This is a genomic window from Lichenibacterium dinghuense, from assembly GCF_021730615.1.
Classification (GTDB): domain Bacteria; phylum Pseudomonadota; class Alphaproteobacteria; order Rhizobiales; family Beijerinckiaceae; genus Lichenihabitans; species Lichenihabitans dinghuensis.
Genome location: NZ_JAJLMN010000001.1, coordinates 1,342,742 through 1,357,985, shown reverse-complemented (window position 1 = coordinate 1,357,985; position 15,244 = coordinate 1,342,742). Strand labels below are relative to the sequence as shown.

The 15,244-nt window shown below is 73.8% G+C and carries 13 protein-coding genes; 4 read left to right on the top strand and 9 right to left on the bottom strand.

The window, feature by feature from the left end; translation table 11 throughout:
* Nucleotides 1-103: 103 nt before the first annotated feature.
* On the top strand, nucleotides 104-1,546 hold the full coding sequence (lpdA, locus tag L7N97_RS06490; RefSeq protein ID WP_237477516.1) for a dihydrolipoyl dehydrogenase: 1,443 nt from the start codon (nucleotides 104-106) through the stop codon (nucleotides 1,544-1,546).
* 252 nt (nucleotides 1,547-1,798) lie between these two features.
* Nucleotides 1,799-2,785, top strand: a complete 987-nt coding sequence (gene lipA, locus L7N97_RS06485; protein ID WP_237477515.1) for a lipoyl synthase — start codon at nucleotides 1,799-1,801, stop codon at nucleotides 2,783-2,785.
* 225 nt (nucleotides 2,786-3,010) lie between these two features.
* On the opposite strand, the gene L7N97_RS06480 is transcribed toward lipA, so the two are convergent.
* From L7N97_RS06480 to L7N97_RS06465, 4 genes are all read right to left on the bottom strand, one after another.
* Nucleotides 3,011-3,580 carry a peroxidase-related enzyme gene (locus L7N97_RS06480; protein ID WP_428980963.1) on the bottom strand — a complete coding sequence of 190 codons (570 nt, stop codon included), beginning with the start codon at nucleotides 3,578-3,580 and terminating at the stop codon, nucleotides 3,011-3,013.
* 14 nt (nucleotides 3,581-3,594) lie between these two features.
* Complete coding sequence (locus L7N97_RS06475) at nucleotides 3,595-3,744, bottom strand: hypothetical protein (RefSeq protein ID WP_237477513.1); 150 nt, start codon at nucleotides 3,742-3,744, stop codon at nucleotides 3,595-3,597.
* Between the two features lie 137 nt (nucleotides 3,745-3,881).
* Nucleotides 3,882-6,014 carry a glucans biosynthesis glucosyltransferase MdoH gene (gene mdoH / locus L7N97_RS06470; protein ID WP_237482068.1) on the bottom strand — a complete coding sequence of 711 codons (2,133 nt, stop codon included), beginning with the start codon at nucleotides 6,012-6,014 and terminating at the stop codon, nucleotides 3,882-3,884.
* Nucleotides 6,015-6,076: 62 nt separating this feature from the next.
* The gene (locus L7N97_RS06465; protein ID WP_237477512.1) at nucleotides 6,077-7,636 is read right to left on the bottom strand and encodes an OpgD/OpgG family glucan biosynthesis protein; all 1,560 of its coding nucleotides are present in this window, start codon (nucleotides 7,634-7,636) and stop codon (nucleotides 6,077-6,079) included.
* A 291-nt stretch (nucleotides 7,637-7,927) separates the two neighbouring features.
* Between L7N97_RS06465 and glmU the strand changes: the two genes are divergently transcribed.
* On the top strand, nucleotides 7,928-9,289 hold the full coding sequence (gene glmU, locus L7N97_RS06460; protein ID WP_237477511.1) for a bifunctional UDP-N-acetylglucosamine diphosphorylase/glucosamine-1-phosphate N-acetyltransferase GlmU: 1,362 nt from the start codon (nucleotides 7,928-7,930) through the stop codon (nucleotides 9,287-9,289).
* 21 nt (nucleotides 9,290-9,310) lie between these two features.
* Here glmU and L7N97_RS06455 read toward each other — a convergent pair whose 3' ends face one another.
* The 5 genes from L7N97_RS06455 to xseA form a co-directional block, all read right to left on the bottom strand.
* Nucleotides 9,311-9,892 carry a cob(I)yrinic acid a,c-diamide adenosyltransferase gene (locus L7N97_RS06455; protein WP_237477510.1) on the bottom strand — a complete coding sequence of 194 codons (582 nt, stop codon included), beginning with the start codon at nucleotides 9,890-9,892 and terminating at the stop codon, nucleotides 9,311-9,313.
* Nucleotides 9,893-9,898: 6 nt separating this feature from the next.
* A complete protein-coding gene (locus tag L7N97_RS06450; protein WP_237477509.1) occupies nucleotides 9,899-10,090 on the bottom strand; it encodes a twin transmembrane helix small protein in 192 nt (63 codons plus the stop codon).
* Nucleotides 10,091-10,265: 175 nt separating this feature from the next.
* Nucleotides 10,266-10,637, bottom strand: a complete 372-nt coding sequence (locus L7N97_RS06445; RefSeq protein WP_237477508.1) for a cell division protein ZapA — start codon at nucleotides 10,635-10,637, stop codon at nucleotides 10,266-10,268.
* A gap of 7 nt (nucleotides 10,638-10,644) precedes the next feature.
* Nucleotides 10,645-10,953 (bottom strand): DUF4164 family protein, encoded by a 309-nt coding sequence (locus L7N97_RS06440; RefSeq protein WP_237477507.1) that lies wholly within the window; start codon nucleotides 10,951-10,953, stop codon nucleotides 10,645-10,647.
* Nucleotides 10,954-11,055: 102 nt separating this feature from the next.
* Entirely contained in the window at nucleotides 11,056-12,786 is a 1,731-nt protein-coding gene (gene xseA / locus L7N97_RS06435) for an exodeoxyribonuclease VII large subunit (protein WP_428980962.1), read from the bottom strand.
* Between the two features lie 316 nt (nucleotides 12,787-13,102).
* Here xseA and L7N97_RS06430 point away from each other — a divergent pair, with 316 nt between their 5' ends.
* On the top strand, nucleotides 13,103-15,241 hold the full coding sequence (locus L7N97_RS06430; protein WP_237477505.1) for a molybdopterin oxidoreductase family protein: 2,139 nt from the start codon (nucleotides 13,103-13,105) through the stop codon (nucleotides 15,239-15,241).
* Nucleotides 15,242-15,244 lie beyond the last annotated feature (3 nt).

Below are 15,244 nucleotides of genomic sequence, written 5' to 3'. Positions count from 1 at the left end.
CGCGGACGCCACCGACACGCCGGGAGGCGGGGGCAGGGCGCGCCCTCGCGGTCCCATGCCTGCATCAACGACGAGCGCCGCCGAAGGACCGGAGTGAAACGCCATGGCTGACGCATACGACATCATCGTGGTCGGGGCCGGCCCGGGCGGCTACGTCACGGCCATCCGGGCCGCGCAGCTCGGCTTCAAGACGGCCGTGATCGACCGCGAGCACCTCGGCGGCATCTGCCTCAACTGGGGCTGCATCCCCACCAAGGCGCTGCTGCGCTCGGCCGAGATCTACCACCAGTTCCAGCACGCCGAGGCCTACGGGCTGAAGGCGCCGGGCGCGAGCTTCGACCTGGAGAAGGTCGTCGGGCGCTCGCGCGGCGTGTCGGCTCAGCTCTCGGGCGGCGTCGGCTTCCTGCTGAAGAAGAACAAGGTCGACGTCATCTGGGGCGAGGCCACCATCCCCAAGGTCGGCACCGTCGAGGTGAAGCCGGCCACGAAGTCGGCGCTTGGCGGCAAGCCCGTGCCGCCTCCGAAGGGCGCCAAGGCGGCCGGCACCTACACGGCCCCGCACATCATCGTGGCGACGGGCGCGCGGCCCCGCGCCCTCCCCGGTCTGGAGCCGGACGGCAAGCTGATCTGGACCTACTACGAGGCCATGGTGCCGAAGGCGTTCCCGAAGTCGCTGCTCGTCATGGGCTCGGGCGCCATCGGGGTCGAGTTCGCCTACTTCTACCGCGCCATGGGCGCCGAGGTGACGATCGTCGAGGTGTTGCCGCAGATCCTGCCCGTCGAAGACCCGGAGATCGCCGCCTTCGCGCGCGCGCGCTTCGAGAAGATGGGCATCAAGATCCTGACCGGCGCCAAGGTGACGGGCGTGAAGAAGGGCGAGGACTCGATCACCGCCACGATCGACGACGGCAAGGGTGGCAAGAGCGAGATCACGGCGGACCGGCTGATCTCGGCCGTGGGCGTCGTCGGCAACACCGAGAACATCGGGCTCGAAGCGCTCGGCGTGAAGATGGAGCGCAACACGGTGGCGACGGACGGCCACGGCCGCACCAACGTGGCCGGCATCTACGCCATCGGCGACATCGCGGGCCCCCCCATGCTGGCCCACAAGGCCGAGCACGAGGGCGTGATCTGCGTCGAGACGATCAAGGGGATGCACACCCACGCGCTCGACCGCACGATGATCCCGGGCTGCACCTACTGCCAGCCGCAGATCGCCTCGGTGGGGCTGACGGAAGCGAAGGCCAAGGAGGCCGGCCACAAGCTCAAGGTCGGCCGTTTCAAGTTCATCGGCAACGGCAAGGCCATCGCGCTCGGCGAGCCCGAGGGCATGGTGAAGACCATCTTCGACGCCGACACCGGCCAGCTCCTCGGCGCCCACATGGTCGGCGCGGAGGTGACGGAGCTGATCCAGGGCTTCGTGGTGGCGATGAACCTCGAGACCACCGAAGAGGACCTGATGCACACGGTCTTCCCGCACCCGACCCTCTCCGAAACCATGCACGAGGCCGTGCTGGATTCGCAGAACCGCGTGGTGCACGCGTAAGCCGCGCTCCCCTTCTCCCTTCGCGGGAGAAGGTGTCGGGCTGAGCCTGACGGTTGAGGGGAACGAGCGCGGCGCTCTCCGTCCCCGGGGTCATCGTCGAGCGCGGAGCCATACCCCCTCATCCGACCGGCCTTCGGCCGGCCACCTTCTCCCGCGAGGGGAGAAGGGCGCAGCGCAGCGCGACGATCGGAAACCGTCATCGTGGTGGTGGCGGCGCGCGCCATCGCTTAAGTGAGGGGCAGGAGGAAATCCATGCTGGTGCTCGACCTGCTCAACAGCGACCCCCGGTCCAAGGCCGCCCCGCGTCCCGCGGAAGCGCCGCGCCACCCCGAGAAGGCGCATCGACCCGACCAGCCGATGCTGAAGAAGCCGGACTGGATCCGCGTCAAGGCGCCGGGCTCGGCGGGCTATCAGGCCACCCACGGCATCGTGAAGGAGCACGGGCTCGTCACGGTCTGCGAGGAGGCGGGCTGCCCCAACATCGGCGAGTGCTGGACCAAGAAGCACGCCACCTTCATGATCATGGGCGACACCTGCACGCGCGCCTGCGCGTTCTGCAACGTCCGCACCGGCCTGCCCGGCGCCCTCGATCCGCACGAGCCCGAGCACATCGGCGAGGCCGTGGCCAAGCTCGGCCTCGCCCACGTGGTGATCACCTCGGTCGACCGCGACGACCTCGCCGACGGCGGCGCCGAGCACTTCGCCCAGGTGATCCGCGCCATCCGCCGCCTCGCCCCAGGCACCACGATCGAGGTGCTGACGCCCGATTTCCTGCGCAAGCCCGGCGCGCTGGAGGTGGTAGTCGAGGCGCGGCCCGACGTGTTCAACCACAATCTCGAGACCGTGCCGTCGCTGTACCTGTCCGTGCGGCCCGGCGCCCGCTACTTCCACTCGCTGCGGCTGCTCCAGCGCGTGAAGGACCTCGATCCCTCGATCTTCACCAAGTCCGGCATCATGGTCGGGCTCGGCGAGGAGCGCACCGAGGTGCTGCAGGTGATGGACGACATGCGCTCGGCCGACATCGACTTCCTCACCATCGGCCAGTACCTCCAGCCGACGAAGAAGCATCACCCCGTGAAGAGCTTCGTCACGCCGGACGCGTTCAAGGCCTACGAGACGGTGGCGACCGCGAAGGGCTTCCTCGTGGTGTCAGCCTCACCGCTCACCCGCTCGTCGCACCACGCGGGCGAGGACTTCCAGCGGCTGCGCGCGGCGCGGCGGGAGCGGGCGGCGGCCTGAGCGGCCGAGCCCGCCCGCCGGGCATAGGGGCGCAGCGTCCCGCGGCGGCGCGGAGGAGCGAGCCGCCGGTCAACTCCTGGGTCCGGAAGGGCAGACCGCGACCCGCGCGCCGCCGATCCCGGCCGCAAGGACCGTCCGCCGAGTCCAGCGGCCGTGCATTCCCCAGGCGACGAACGCCGCCGACGGGCCGCGTCGAAGGCGGGGCCGCCCGGCGCCCGCTGCGCCTCAGGTCGGCCGGGCCGGCTCCCGCCCCAGCGCGAAGAACTCGTCGTTCGGCCGGAGGTCGCCCGCCCCCGCCAGCCGGTTCGACATGGCGAAGAAGCCCGCGATGGCCGCGATGTCCCAGCCGTCCTCGCGGCTGAGGCCGTGCCGCTCCAGCGCCGCATAGTCGCCCTCGCCGATCGCCTGGGCCTCGCCCGCGACCTTGAGCGCGAAATCCAGCATGGCGACCTGGCGCGCGGTCAGCCCCGCCTTGCGGTGGTCCACCGCGACCCGGTCCGCGATCCTCGGGTCCTTCGCCCGGACGCGCAGGATCGCGCCGTGGGCCACCACGCAGTAGAGGCAGCGGTTGGCGGCGCTGGTCGCCACCACGATCATCTCGCGCTCGGCCTTGGTCAGGACGCCGGGCCGGTCCATCAGCAGGTCGTGGTAGAGCAGGAAGGCGCGGAACTCGTCCGGCCGGCGCGCCAGCAGCAGGAACACATTGGGCACGAAGCCCGACTTCTCCTGCACGGCGAGGAGGCGCTCGCGGAGGTCCTCGGGCAGGTCGGCGAGGGCGGGCACGGGGAAACGCATCGGGGCTTCCGGCATCACGGCTGCTCGCCCGCATCGGGCCCGCGCGGCGGGCGATGCCGGATGGCGCCCGCGGAAGGGCGGGCCAGGGCGGCAGCGATGGCGCGCTTCGTCGGCTCGACATCGGCGAGCCGCCAGCGGCGTTCTGCTTCGTCGAGGCGACTCAAGAGCGGCCCTCCGATGGGCGCCGCGACGCGGCGACCCATTCAACGCAGCTTCGCGGCGGAAGTCGAGGGTCGCCGAACTCGGGGCCCTGCCGAGCCGGAGGTCCCGCTGCGGCCGATCCGATCGGCCGCGGCGTGCGCTACTCCGCCGCCGCGGCGGCCCGCATGTCTGCGGAGGGCAGGCGCGCCACGCGGTCGATCAGCTCGCGGTCGTTGAGCACCGCGGTGCGCTCCTTGCGGTTCAGCCAGGATTCCGCCTCCTCCACCGTCTCGGCTTCGGCGAGCTTGGCGCGGGCCATCACGGCGTCGTGGTCGATGGCGCCGCGCTTCTTCGGCTCGGGGGTGGGCAGGTAGGCCTCGTGCAGCACGCGCAGTTCGCGGCTCGCGTGCAGCGCCGAGATGCCGTCCGTCACGTCGTAGCCGGCCTGCGCGAGCTCGCCCGCCAGCACGTTGGCCCGGCGCGCGATCTCGGGCGGGCTCGTCTCCTCGGGCGTGCGCAGGAGGCCCATCCGCTTCAGGAACAGCCCGATCGAGCGCTGGCCGCTGGCCCAGGACAGCGGGATCGCCAGGATCAGGCCCGCGATGGTGGGCGACATCCAGGCCACCAGCGAGGGCGAGATCAGGAAGCCCGCCACCAGCGTGATGAAGCCCAGGATCACGTGCGAGCGGTGGCGGCGCACGATGTCGCCGAGCGGGATCGAGCCGTCGTCGCGCCGCTGCGGGTTCCAGCCCGTGTCGCGGCCGAGCAGGATCTGCATCACCGAGCCCGACTGGATCAGCATCATCACCGGCGCGAGCAGCGACGACATCACGATCTCGACCACCGTCGACAGCACGAGCCCGACCGCGCCGCCGCTGCCCCGCCGCGCGTCGCGCTGCCCGAGCGCGATCAGCAGCCCGAAGCCCTTCGGCGCCAGCAGCACCGCCATGGTGATGCCGAACAGGTCGAGCGCGCGCTGCGCGTCGAACCGCGGCCAGGCCGGGAACAGCGAGAAGTCCTGCGTGAAGTATTCGGGGCGGATGTAGGCCGATTGCAGCACCAGCACGATGCCGACGAGGAGCTGCGCCATCCACAGCGGGGACGCGAGGTAGCCCATGATGCCGGTGGCGAAGTGCTGACGCGACGCGAGGTGGAAGCCGTGCGCCCACATCACCCGCATGTGCTGCAGGTTGCCCTGGCACCAGCGCCGGTCGCGCGCCGCGAGGTCGATGAGCGAGGGCGGGCTTTCCTCGTAGGAGCCGCCGAGCACCGGCAGCATGTAGACGGCCCAGCCGGCGCGCCGGATCAGCGCCGCCTCGACGAAGTCGTGGCTGAGGATGTGGCCGCCGAGCGGTGGGCGGCCGCCTAGGTGCGGCAGGCCGCAATGGTCCGCGAAGGCCCGCGTCCGGATGATGGCGTTGTGGCCCCAATAGTTGCCGTCGCGCCCCGACCACACGGCGAGGCCGGCCGCGATCACCGGCCCGTGGATGCGCGCCGCGAACTGCTGCAGCCGCGCGAACAGCGTGTTGCGGTTGATGATGAGGGGCAGCGTCTGCACGATGCCGGCGTCGGGGTCGGCCTCCATGGCGGCGGCGAGGTTCACGATGGAATGCGCCGTCATCAGGCTGTCGGCGTCGAGCACCAGCATGTGCGGGTAGCTGCCGCCCCAGCGGGTGACGAAGTCGGCGATGTTGCCGGCCTTGCGGTTCGTGTTCTTGGGCCGGTGCCGGTAGAACACGCGCGCCTTGCCGCGCAGGCGGTCCCGCAGGGCGACCAGCGCGCGCTCCTCCGCCACCCACACGTCGGGGTCGGTCGTGTCGGACAGGAAGAACCAGTCGAAGTGGTCGCCGAGCCCCGTCGCGGCGACGTCCTCCGCCATGGCCTGCAGGGCGCCGAAGATGCGGCTCGGCGCCTCGTTGTAGATCGGCATCACCACGGCGGTCCTGGCCGACAGCGCGGCCGGCAGGGCCGGGCGCTTCGGGGCGAAGAACAGAAGCCAGGCGAAGCCCACGACGCTGCTCGCGAAGGACAGCGCGATCCAGGAGAAGTTGGCGACGAAGAGCGCCAGCAGGATCCACTTCAGCAGCGTCACCTCGCCGACGTCGATGACGCGCCACATCTCCTCGATGCCGAAGCCGAGCAGCGCCGCGCCGCCGCCGAACACGACGATCCGGGCCAGCCACGGCACCGAGCGGTGCAGGGGGTTGGCCCAGCCGCGCAGGCCCGCGCGGTCGTGGCGGCGCAGCGACTGCGTGGGCATGAGGATCGGGCTCTCGTCCGGCATGGCCGGCATGGCCAGGATGGAGTCTAGGTCGATCACCGCGCGGGATTCGCCCGCGGCCGGCTCATCGAAGGTCACGCGGTCCATCGGTACAGCCATGTCTCGCTCACCGGCTTGCCGCCGTTCTCCAGCACGAGCCGGAGCTCGGACAGGGCGTCGCCGCCGAAATCCACATCGAAGAGCACGCGGAACGTCTTGCGCTCGCGCGACACGAAGGTCTTCACGGTCCCCACCGTGCCGGCCGACACGGTCAGCATGGGCTTCACGTCGTGGCTCGCGACGGGGTCGACGAAGACGTCGCTGGTGAACTCCACGACGAAGCGCCGCTTCTTGGTGTTGCCGATCCGGCCGACGCGCGTGTCGCTCACGGTGGCGAGCGGCGGCCGGTCGGGCGGGGTCCAGCACCAGAACTGGCGGTAGGAGAAGGAGGCCTCGCCGGCGGGGTCGAGCACCGCCTTCGGCCGCCAGAAGCAGATGATGTTGTCGTTGTTCTCCGACTCGGTCGGGATCTCGACGAGCTCGACGCTGCCCTCGCCCCAGTCGGTGATGGGCTCGATCCAGAGCGAAGGGCGCAGCTCCCAGTGCTGCTCGTCGTCCTGGAGCTGCGAGAAGTCGCGCTGGCGCTGCAGCAGGCCGAAGCCCTTGGGGTTGGCGTCGACGAAGACCGACACCTGCAGGGTCGAGGGGTTCGACACCGGCCGCCACAGCCATTCGCCGTTGCCGTTGAGCACCTGCAGGCCGGACACGTCGTAGGCGCCGAGGCGCACGTCGTCGGCCGCATGGCGGCTCGTCGGGCCGAACAGGAACATGCCGGTCATGCCGCCGAGGCCGTAGAAGTCGGCCGGGCTGCGCGAGAACAGCGTGCATTCCGTGTCGATGATGGTGATCTCGCCGGGCCGCAGCGTGAAGCGGAAGGCGCCCGTCATGCTCTCCGAATCGACGAGCGCGCTGATCACCAGCGCGTCGGTGGCGAGGCTCGGCTTCTCGATCCACACCTCGCGGATGGCGGGGAACTCCTCGCCCTTGGGGTCCGCGGTGCGGATCATCAGGGCGCGGGCGGTCACGCCGAAGTTCTGCCCGTTGGCCAGCGCCCGGAAGAAGGACGCGCCCTGGAAGATCGCCGAATCGACGAGGCCCCTGCCGCTGCGCGCGTGCAGCACGCGGAAGCCCGAGAAGCCGATGTCGCCGAGGTCGGCCGGGGGCTGCACCTTGCCGAAGTCGAAGCCGCTCGCGGCGTAGGCGAGGCGCCGCACGGCGCCGTTCTCGACCACGTTGATCGCCATCGGGGCCGTGAACAGGAAGCCGCGGTGCAGCGGCTCGATGGCGAAGCCGACGTTGTCGCCGGCCCACAGCGCCGTGCCGGCCTTGGGGCGGATCGACACATATTGGTCGTAGGTCAGGTTCGAGAAGGCGCCCGGCAGCGGCACCGCGGGCGCCTCATAGCTCTTCTTGGCGAGGGCGCGGGCCTTGTCGACGACGGCCGACAGGTCGAAGGTGGCGGCCGGCGGCGCCGAGCCCTGCGGCGCCGGGGCCGGCGCCCCGGCGGGGGCCGGGGGCGCGTCGGCGGCCGCCGGGGTCAGGCCGGCGCCGAGCCCGGTGGCGGCCCATTTCAAGAGATCCCGGCGAAGCAGCATCGGCCATCTGGAACGAGAACACGGAAGGGCGGGCGCCGCCCGGTGCAGGTCTCCGCGGGGATGAGCGCTCCGCCGCGCCGGGCATCGTCGCTCGAAGCGAAGCACTCATCCCCGCGGGAGCCCGGTCCGGGCGCCGCCGGCCGCATCGCCTCGTATAGCCCATATCCGACGTGCGGCGAGGCGATTTTTGCACGCGCTGCACCGCCGCCGCGGGCCGGATGGGCCTTCGCCGCAATCTCCTGTTAAGGCGGCGCGTCGATGGGAAGGCGGACGCGCGGGAGTTCGGACGGGATGAGCGGATCGAGACGGTGCCTCGCCGTGGTGCTGGCGGCGGGCGAGGGGACGCGCATGCGCTCCGACACGCCCAAGGTCCTGCACCGCCTGGCCGGGCGCAGCATGCTGGGCCACGTGCTCGGCATCGTGGCGGAGGCCGGGGCCGAGGCCGTCGTCGTGGTGGTCGGCCCGGGGCGGGACGACGTCGCGGCCGAAGCGCGGCGCGCCTTCCCGGGGGCCGAGATCGCCGTGCAGGCGGAGCGGCTCGGCACCGCCCACGCGGTCCTGGCGGCGCGCGACGCCATCGCGCGCGGCTACGACGACCTTCTGGTGCTGTTCGCCGACGTGCCGCTGGTGGCGCCCGCGGCGCTCGCCGACATGCGGGCCGCGCTGGCCGCGGGGGCCGGCCTCGTGGCGCTCGGCTTCGAGGCCGCCGACCCGACCGGCTACGGCCGGCTGCTGACGGAGGACGGCGCGCTCGTCGCCATCCGCGAGCACAAGGACGCGACGGAAGCCGAGCGCGCCGTGAGGCTCTGCTTCGCCGGGCCGATGGCGCTCGACGGCCGCACCGCGCTCGACCTGCTCGGGCGCGTCGGCTGCGACAACGCCCAGAAGGAATATTACCTCACCGCGGCCGTGGAGCTGGCGCTGGCCGACGGGCGGCGCTGTGCCGCGATCTCCTGCCCGGAGGCCGACGCCATGGGGGTCAACGACCGCGCGCAGCTCGCGAGCGCCGAGGCCGCCGTGCAGGCGCGGCTGCGGCTCGCCGCGATGCGCGGCGGCACGACGCTGCAGGCGCCGGGCACGGTGTTCCTCAGCCACGACACGCGCTTCGGGCGCGACGTCGTGGTCGAGCCGCACGTGGTCTTCGGGCCCGGCGTGCGGGTCGAGGACGGCGCGGTCATCCACAGCTTCTCGCACCTCGAAGGCGCGCGGGTGGGCCCGAACGCCGACGTCGGGCCCTACGCGCGGCTGCGGCCGGGGGCGGCGCTCGGGCGCGCCGCCAAGGTCGGCAACTTCGTCGAGGTGAAGAGCGCCGACATCGGCGACGGCGCCAAGGTGAGCCACCTCACCTACATCGGCGACGCCAGCGTGGGCGCGGAGGCCAACATCGGCGCCGGCACGGTGACCTGCAACTACGACGGCTACGGCAAGTTCCGCACCGTGATCGGCGAGGGGGCCTTCATCGGCTCGAACTCGTCGCTGGTGGCGCCCGTCACGGTCGGGCGCGGCGCCTACGTGGCGTCGGGCTCCGCCGTCACCGAGGACGTGCCGGAGGACGCGCTGGCGATCGGCCGCGCCCGGCAGACCACGAAGGACGGCCGGGCGAAGCTGCTGCGCGCCGAGCGGGCCGCCGCCAAGGCGGCCCGCAAGGGATGAGCGGCCCTCGAGCCCGCGCCCCTACCGGTTCTTCCCCGGCACCCACAGCACGTCGCCGTCCTTGAGGTGGTTGCAGTGGCGCGAGGCCACGAACAGGAAGTCCGACAGGCGGTTGGCGTAGCCGACCGCCGCGGCGCTGACGGCCTCGCCGTGGCCGACCTTGAGGTCCACCATCAGCCGCTCGGCGCGCCGGCACACCGTGCGGGCGAGGTGGAGGTGGGCGGCGGCCGGCGTGCCGCCGGGCAGCACGAAGGAGCGCAGCGGCGACAGGTCGGCGTTGAGCTCGTCGATCTCGCGCTCCAGCCGGTCCACCTGGGCCTGCACCATGCGCAGGCGGGAGCCCTCCGCCTCGCCCTCGGCCGGCGGGGTCGCGAGGTCGGCGCCGAGGTCGAACAGGTCGTTCTGGATGCGCCCCAGCATGGCGTCGAGCTTCGGCGACTCGGCCGCCGCGTGGAGGCGCGCCATGCCGATGGCGGCGTTGCACTCGTCCACCGTGCCGTAGGCCGCGATCCGCACGTCCGACTTGCGGCGGCGCTCGCCCGAGCCCAGCGCCGTCGTCCCGTCGTCGCCGGTGCGCGTGTAGATGCGATTGAGGACCACCACGGCGTTCTACCCCCTGAGATACAGCACGGCCATGACCACCAGGATGGCCACGAACTGGAGCCCCACGCGCCAGCGCATCAGCCGCTGCGACGTGTTGGAACTGCCGCCGCGCACCATGTTGACCAGCCCGGCCATCAGCACGGCGAAGACGAGCCCGATCGCGACCAGGATCAGGCTGTTGGCGGCGGCGGCGGACATCGGCGGACCCGGTGCGGAAGCGGTCCGCCATCCTAAGTCATCGCGCGGCGGACCGGTAGGCGGAGCGGGGTCGCGGCTCTCATACGACATCCGTTGAATCCCTTCGGGATGCGGATGTCGGCTTCGCTCATGCGCCGCGCGGGCTGGCGATACGGCACATCGGCCGGATGCCGTATCAGCCGCGCGCCGTCCCCGCGTCGAGCGCGTGGGCGACGCGGTCGATGCGGGCCGCGGCCTCGCCGATCGCGCCGGCGGCCGCCTCGGCGAGGGCGTCGATGCGCGCGTCGGCACCGGCCTGCTCGGCCCGCAGGCGGTCGTTCTCGCCCTCCAGCGCGGCGATGTGGCGCTCGGCTTCCCCGAGCTGGTCCGCGATCGTCAGGGCCGCCATCACGGTGATGCGCGTGTCGCCGATCTCGCCGAAGCTGCCGCGCAGCTCGCCGATCTTGCCGTCGAGCCGGGCCGCGAGCCCCGCCAGGTGCTCCTCCTCGCCGTCCGCGCAGGCCATGCGGTAGACGCGGCCGCCGATCCTGACGTTGACCTGGGCCACGGCGGCCTCAGATCGGGCCGAGCGGGCGCGAGCCCGTCGGGTCGAGCTCGGCCAGGATGCCCCGCACGGTGGCGCCGGCGCGGTCGACCCGCGCCGCCACCTCGCCGGCCACGCGGTCGAGCGCGCGGGCCCTCGCCAGCGCGGCGTCGAGCTCGACGGCGAGGCGCGAGCGGTCGTCCTGCATCACGGCATACTCGACCTCGGCGTCGGCGCGGGCGGCGTCCGCCTCGGCGCGGCGCTCCGCGGCGGCGTCGAGCGCGTCGATGGCGCCGTTGAGGCGCTGGAGCGCGCGCTGCAGGGAGACGGGCAGGTCCATGGGGTTCCGCGGGATCGGGCGACGCCACGAGGGGGTGGACGGCCGCGCGGCGCAACCCTGGCGGCGAAAGCCGTCGAGGTCAAACCCGGCGCGGGCGTCGGATCAGAACAGGTCGCCCTGGCTCACGGGCGCCTTCGCGCTCCGGGCCGTCCTGGCGGGCGGGCGCGGGGCGCGGGGCGCCGCGGGTTTCCGCTTCGGCGCGTCCGGTACGGTCGGCGGGGTGCCCCCCGCGGGGCCGCCCAGCGCCTCGACGGCGAGGACGCCGTCCGCGAACTCCAGCCCGAGCCGGGCGCCGGGCGCGACCCCGGCGGCGGAGCGCAGCGGCTGGCCGGCGGCGTCGCGCACGAGGGCGTAGCCGCGGCCCAGCACCGACCTGTAGCCCAACGTGCCGAGGAGCTGCGCCAGGCGCTCGACGCGCTCGCGCCGCCGGTCGTTGGCCCGCGCGGCGGCGGGCTTCAGCCGGGCCGCCAGGGCGTCGAGCCGCTGGCGCGCCGCCGCGTTCTGCTGGCGGGCCAGGGCGGCGCGGCTCACCAGCGCCGCGCCGAGCCGCGCCGCGGCGGCGTCGAGCCGCCCGCGGCGGCGGTCGGCCAGCACGGCGGCCGAGCGGCCGAGCCGCGCGTCGAGGCCGCTCAGGCGCTCGGCCGCCCGCGCGAGGCGCGCGCCGGGCGACTGGGCGGCGAGGCGGGTGCCGACCCGCGCCACGGCGAGGCGGCGCGCGTCGGCGCCGCGGCGCAGCGCGGAGGGCAGGGCGGTCGCGGCGCGGTCGAGCCGCTGGCGCGGCAGCGCCAGGAGCTCCGCGCCGTCCGGCAGGGCGCGGGCGGCCGAGCGCAGCGCGTCGCGCGCGCCCTCCACCCGCCGCAGCATCGCGGCGCCGTGGCGGGCGCCGAGCCGGTCGAGCCCCACGGCGAGCTCGGCCCGCACCGGCACGCAGAGCTCGGCGGCGCCGGTGGGGGTTGGCGCACGGAGGTCGGCCACGTGGTCGAGCAGCGTCCAGTCGGTCTCGTGGCCGACGGCGGACACCAGCGGGATGCGGCATTCCGCGGCGGCGCGGATCACCACCTCGTCGTTGAAGCCCCACAGGTCCTCGAGCGAGCCGCCGCCGCGCGCCACGATCAGCACGTCCGGCCGCGGCAGCCGTCCGCCGGGCGGGAGCGCGTCGAAGCCCCGGATGGCGCGGGCCACCTCCTCGGCGCTGCCCTCGCCCTGCACCCGCACGGGCCACAGGATCACGCGGCGCGGGAAGCGGTCGGTGATGCGGTGGAGGATGTCGCGGATCACGGCGCCGGTCGGCGAGGTGACGACGCCCACCACGGCGGGCAGGAACGGCAGGGCGCGCTTGCGCGCCGGCTCGAACAGCCCTTCCGCCGCGAAGCGCCGGCGGCGCTCCTCCACCATGGCCATGAGGGCGCCGACGCCGGCCGGCTCCAGCGACTCGATGACGATCTGGTAGGCGGACTTGCCCGGGAAGGTGGTGATCTTGCCGGTGGCGACGACCTCCATGCCCTCTTCCGGCTTCACCCGCATGCGCGCGAAGCTGTGGCGCCACACGACGGCGTCGATGCGGGCGCCCTCGTCCTTCAGCGAGAAATAGGCGTGGCCGGAGGAGTGGGGGCCGCGGTAGTTCGACACCTCGCCCCGCACCCGCACGTGGCCGAAGCGCTCCTCGACGGTGCGCTTCAGCGCGCCCGACAGCTCGGTCACGCTGACCTCGGGCGTGTTGGACAGGCGCGAGCCCTCCGCCTCGTCGTTCGGTGCCGAGGCGGGCGCGTCGAAGATCGAGGCGGTCGCGGCCCTGCCGCGCGGGCTCGTGCGAGCCGAAGGTCTCATGGCCATGGCGCCGAGCCTACCACGGCCCGCGGGCGCCTGTCGCCCGGCCGGCCCGCGGGCCCGGATGCCGCATCGCCGGGCAGGCTGCCCGGATCGCGCGCCGTCCGGGATGGTGCGCCGCGGCGCGATCCCGGGCGGCGCCATGGCATGGCGGTTGCTTCCGTGAGCCGCGAGGGCCTCCGCGCCCACCCGTTCTCAGGAGGGCCGCCGCCATGGCCAGGACCGCCGCCCCGCTCTCCTGCCGCGCCGCCGGCCGCCGCGGCGCCGCGCGCGCCCGGCCCTGAGCCGCCGCGGCGCCCGCGAGCCGAGTCCCAGAGCTTCGATGACCGTTCAATCTTTCGCGCCGGCCGACACGCGGGAGGCCGATCCCCTGCCGGCCTCCGGCCTCGCCCCGGTCGACACCCACTGCCCCTATTGCGCGCTGCAATGCGGGATGACGCTGGTGCCCGACGCCGAGGGGCGCTTCTCCGTCGCGGCGCGGGACTTTCCCACCAACCGCGGCGGCCTGTGCCGCAAGGGCTGGACCGCCGCCTCGCTGCTCGCCTCGCCCGAGCGGCTGACCGCGCCGCTGGTCCGCGACCGCAAGGGCGGCGCGTTCAGGGAGGCCGGCTGGGACGAGGCGCTCGACCGCGTGGCCTCGCGCCTCTCGGAGGTTCGGGCCCGGCACGGCGCCGACGCCGTGGGCGTGTTCGGCGGCGGCGGCCTCACGAACGAGAAGGCCTACCTGCTCGGCAAGTTCGCGCGGCTGGCGCTCGGCACGGCCAACATCGACTACAACGGGCGCTACTGCATGTCCTCGGCCGCCGCCGCGGGCGGCCGCGCCTACGGGCTCGACCGCGGCCTGCCGTTCCCCATCGCCGACATCGCCGGGGCCGAGGCCGTGCTGATCGCCGGCAGCAACCCGGCGGAGACGATGCCGCCGCTGATGCAGTATTTCGACGAGCAGCGCGCCCGCGGGGGCCGGCTCGTCGTGGTCGACCCGCGCCGCAGCGCCACCGCCAAGCTCGCCACGCTGCACCTGCAGACGACGCCCGGCTCGGACGGCGCGCTGGCGACGGGCCTGCTCCACGTCGCCATCCGCGACCGGCTGATCGACGCGGATTTCATCGCCGAGCGCACCAGCGGCTTCGAGGCCGTGCGCCGCATCGCGGCCCAGCACTGGCCCGACCGCGTCGAGCGCGTCACCGGCGTGCCGGAGCGGCAGATCGTGGAGGCCGCCCACATCCTCGGCGAGGCCGCCACCGCCATGGTGCTGACGGGGCGGGGCCCCGAGCAGCAGAGCCAGGGCGTCGACAACGTGTCGGCATTCATCAACCTCGCGCTGGCGCTCGGCAAGGCCGGCCGGCCGTTCTGCGGCTGGGGCACGCTGACCGGCCAGGGCAACGGCCAGGGCGGGCGCGAGCACGGCCAGAAGGCCGACCAGCTCCCCGGCTACCGCAGGATCGCCGATCCGGCCCACCGCGCCGCCGTCGCCGCGGTGTGGGGCGTCGACCCCGACGCGCTGCCGGGCCCCGGCCTTTCCGCCGACGAGCTGCTCGACGCCACCGCGCCGGGCGGAAGCGTCAAGGCGCTGATGGTGCTGGCCTCCAACGTCGTCGTGTCGGCGCCGTCGGCGGGGCGCGTCAAGGCGAACCTCGCCGGGCTCGACTTCCTGGTCGTGTCCGACATCTTCCTGTCCGAGACGGCGGCGCTGGCCGACGTGGTGCTCCCCACCGCCCAATGGGCCGAGGAGGAGGGCACCATGACCAACCTCGAAGGCCGGGTGATCCGCCGCCGCCGCGCCGTGGCGCCGCCCGCTGGCGTGATGACGGACGCCGAGGTGATCGAGGCCCTGGCGGCGCGTCTCGGCTCCTCGGCCGCCTTCCCGGCCCGAGCCGAGCCCGGCTTCGAGGAGCTCGGGCGCGCGAGCCGGGGCGGCGTCGCCGACTATTCCGGCATCTCCTACGCCCGCATCGTGGCCGAGGACGGCGTGTTCTGGCCGTGCCCCGAGCCCGACCACCCCGGCACGCCGCGGCTGTTCCTCGACCGCTTCGCGACGCCGGACGGCCGCGCGCGCTTCCACGCGGTGGAGCACCGCCCCTCCGCCGAGGAGCCGGACGCGGACTACCCCTACTGGCTGACGACGGGCCGCGTGCTGGCGCAGTACCAGTCCGGCTCGCAGACGCGCCGCGTGCCGGAGCTCGCGAGCGCCGAGCCCGGCGCCTACGTCGAGATCCACCCGCAGACGGCGCGCGGCCTCGGCCTCGCCGAGGGCGACCTCGCCCGGCTGACGACGCGCCGCGGCACCATCGCGGTCAAGGCGCGGCTCGTGCCGACGATCCGCCTCGACACGCTGTTCGTGCCCTTCCACTGGGGCGACGGCCAGTCCGCCAACGTCCTCACCAACGCCGCCCTCGATCCCACCTCGCGCATGCCCGAGTTCAAGGTCTGCGCGGTGCGGGTCGAGCGGGCGGCGGCCTGACCG

Bases quoted from the DNA above. Each gene is read 5' to 3' on its own strand.
- L7N97_RS06430 (WP_237477505.1), top strand. From the start codon at position 13,103: ATGACCGTTCAATCTTTCGCGCCGGCCGACACGCGGGAGGCCGATCCC.
- L7N97_RS06440 (WP_237477507.1), bottom strand. From the start codon at position 10,953: ATGGACCTGCCCGTCTCCCTGCAGCGCGCGCTCCAGCGCCTCAACGGC.
- L7N97_RS06480 (WP_428980963.1), bottom strand. From the start codon at position 3,580: ATGCGTTTCCCCGTGCCCGCCCTCGCCGACCTGCCCGAGGACCTCCGC.
- lpdA (WP_237477516.1), top strand. From the start codon at position 104: ATGGCTGACGCATACGACATCATCGTGGTCGGGGCCGGCCCGGGCGGC.
- lipA (WP_237477515.1), top strand. From the start codon at position 1,799: ATGCTGGTGCTCGACCTGCTCAACAGCGACCCCCGGTCCAAGGCCGCC.
- L7N97_RS06450 (WP_237477509.1), bottom strand. From the start codon at position 10,090: ATGTCCGCCGCCGCCGCCAACAGCCTGATCCTGGTCGCGATCGGGCTC.
- mdoH (WP_237482068.1), bottom strand. From the start codon at position 6,014: ATGCCGGCCATGCCGGACGAGAGCCCGATCCTCATGCCCACGCAGTCG.
- L7N97_RS06465 (WP_237477512.1), bottom strand. From the start codon at position 7,636: ATGCTGCTTCGCCGGGATCTCTTGAAATGGGCCGCCACCGGGCTCGGC.
- glmU (WP_237477511.1), top strand. From the start codon at position 7,928: ATGAGCGGATCGAGACGGTGCCTCGCCGTGGTGCTGGCGGCGGGCGAG.
- xseA (WP_428980962.1), bottom strand. From the start codon at position 12,786: ATGGCCATGAGACCTTCGGCTCGCACGAGCCCGCGCGGCAGGGCCGCG.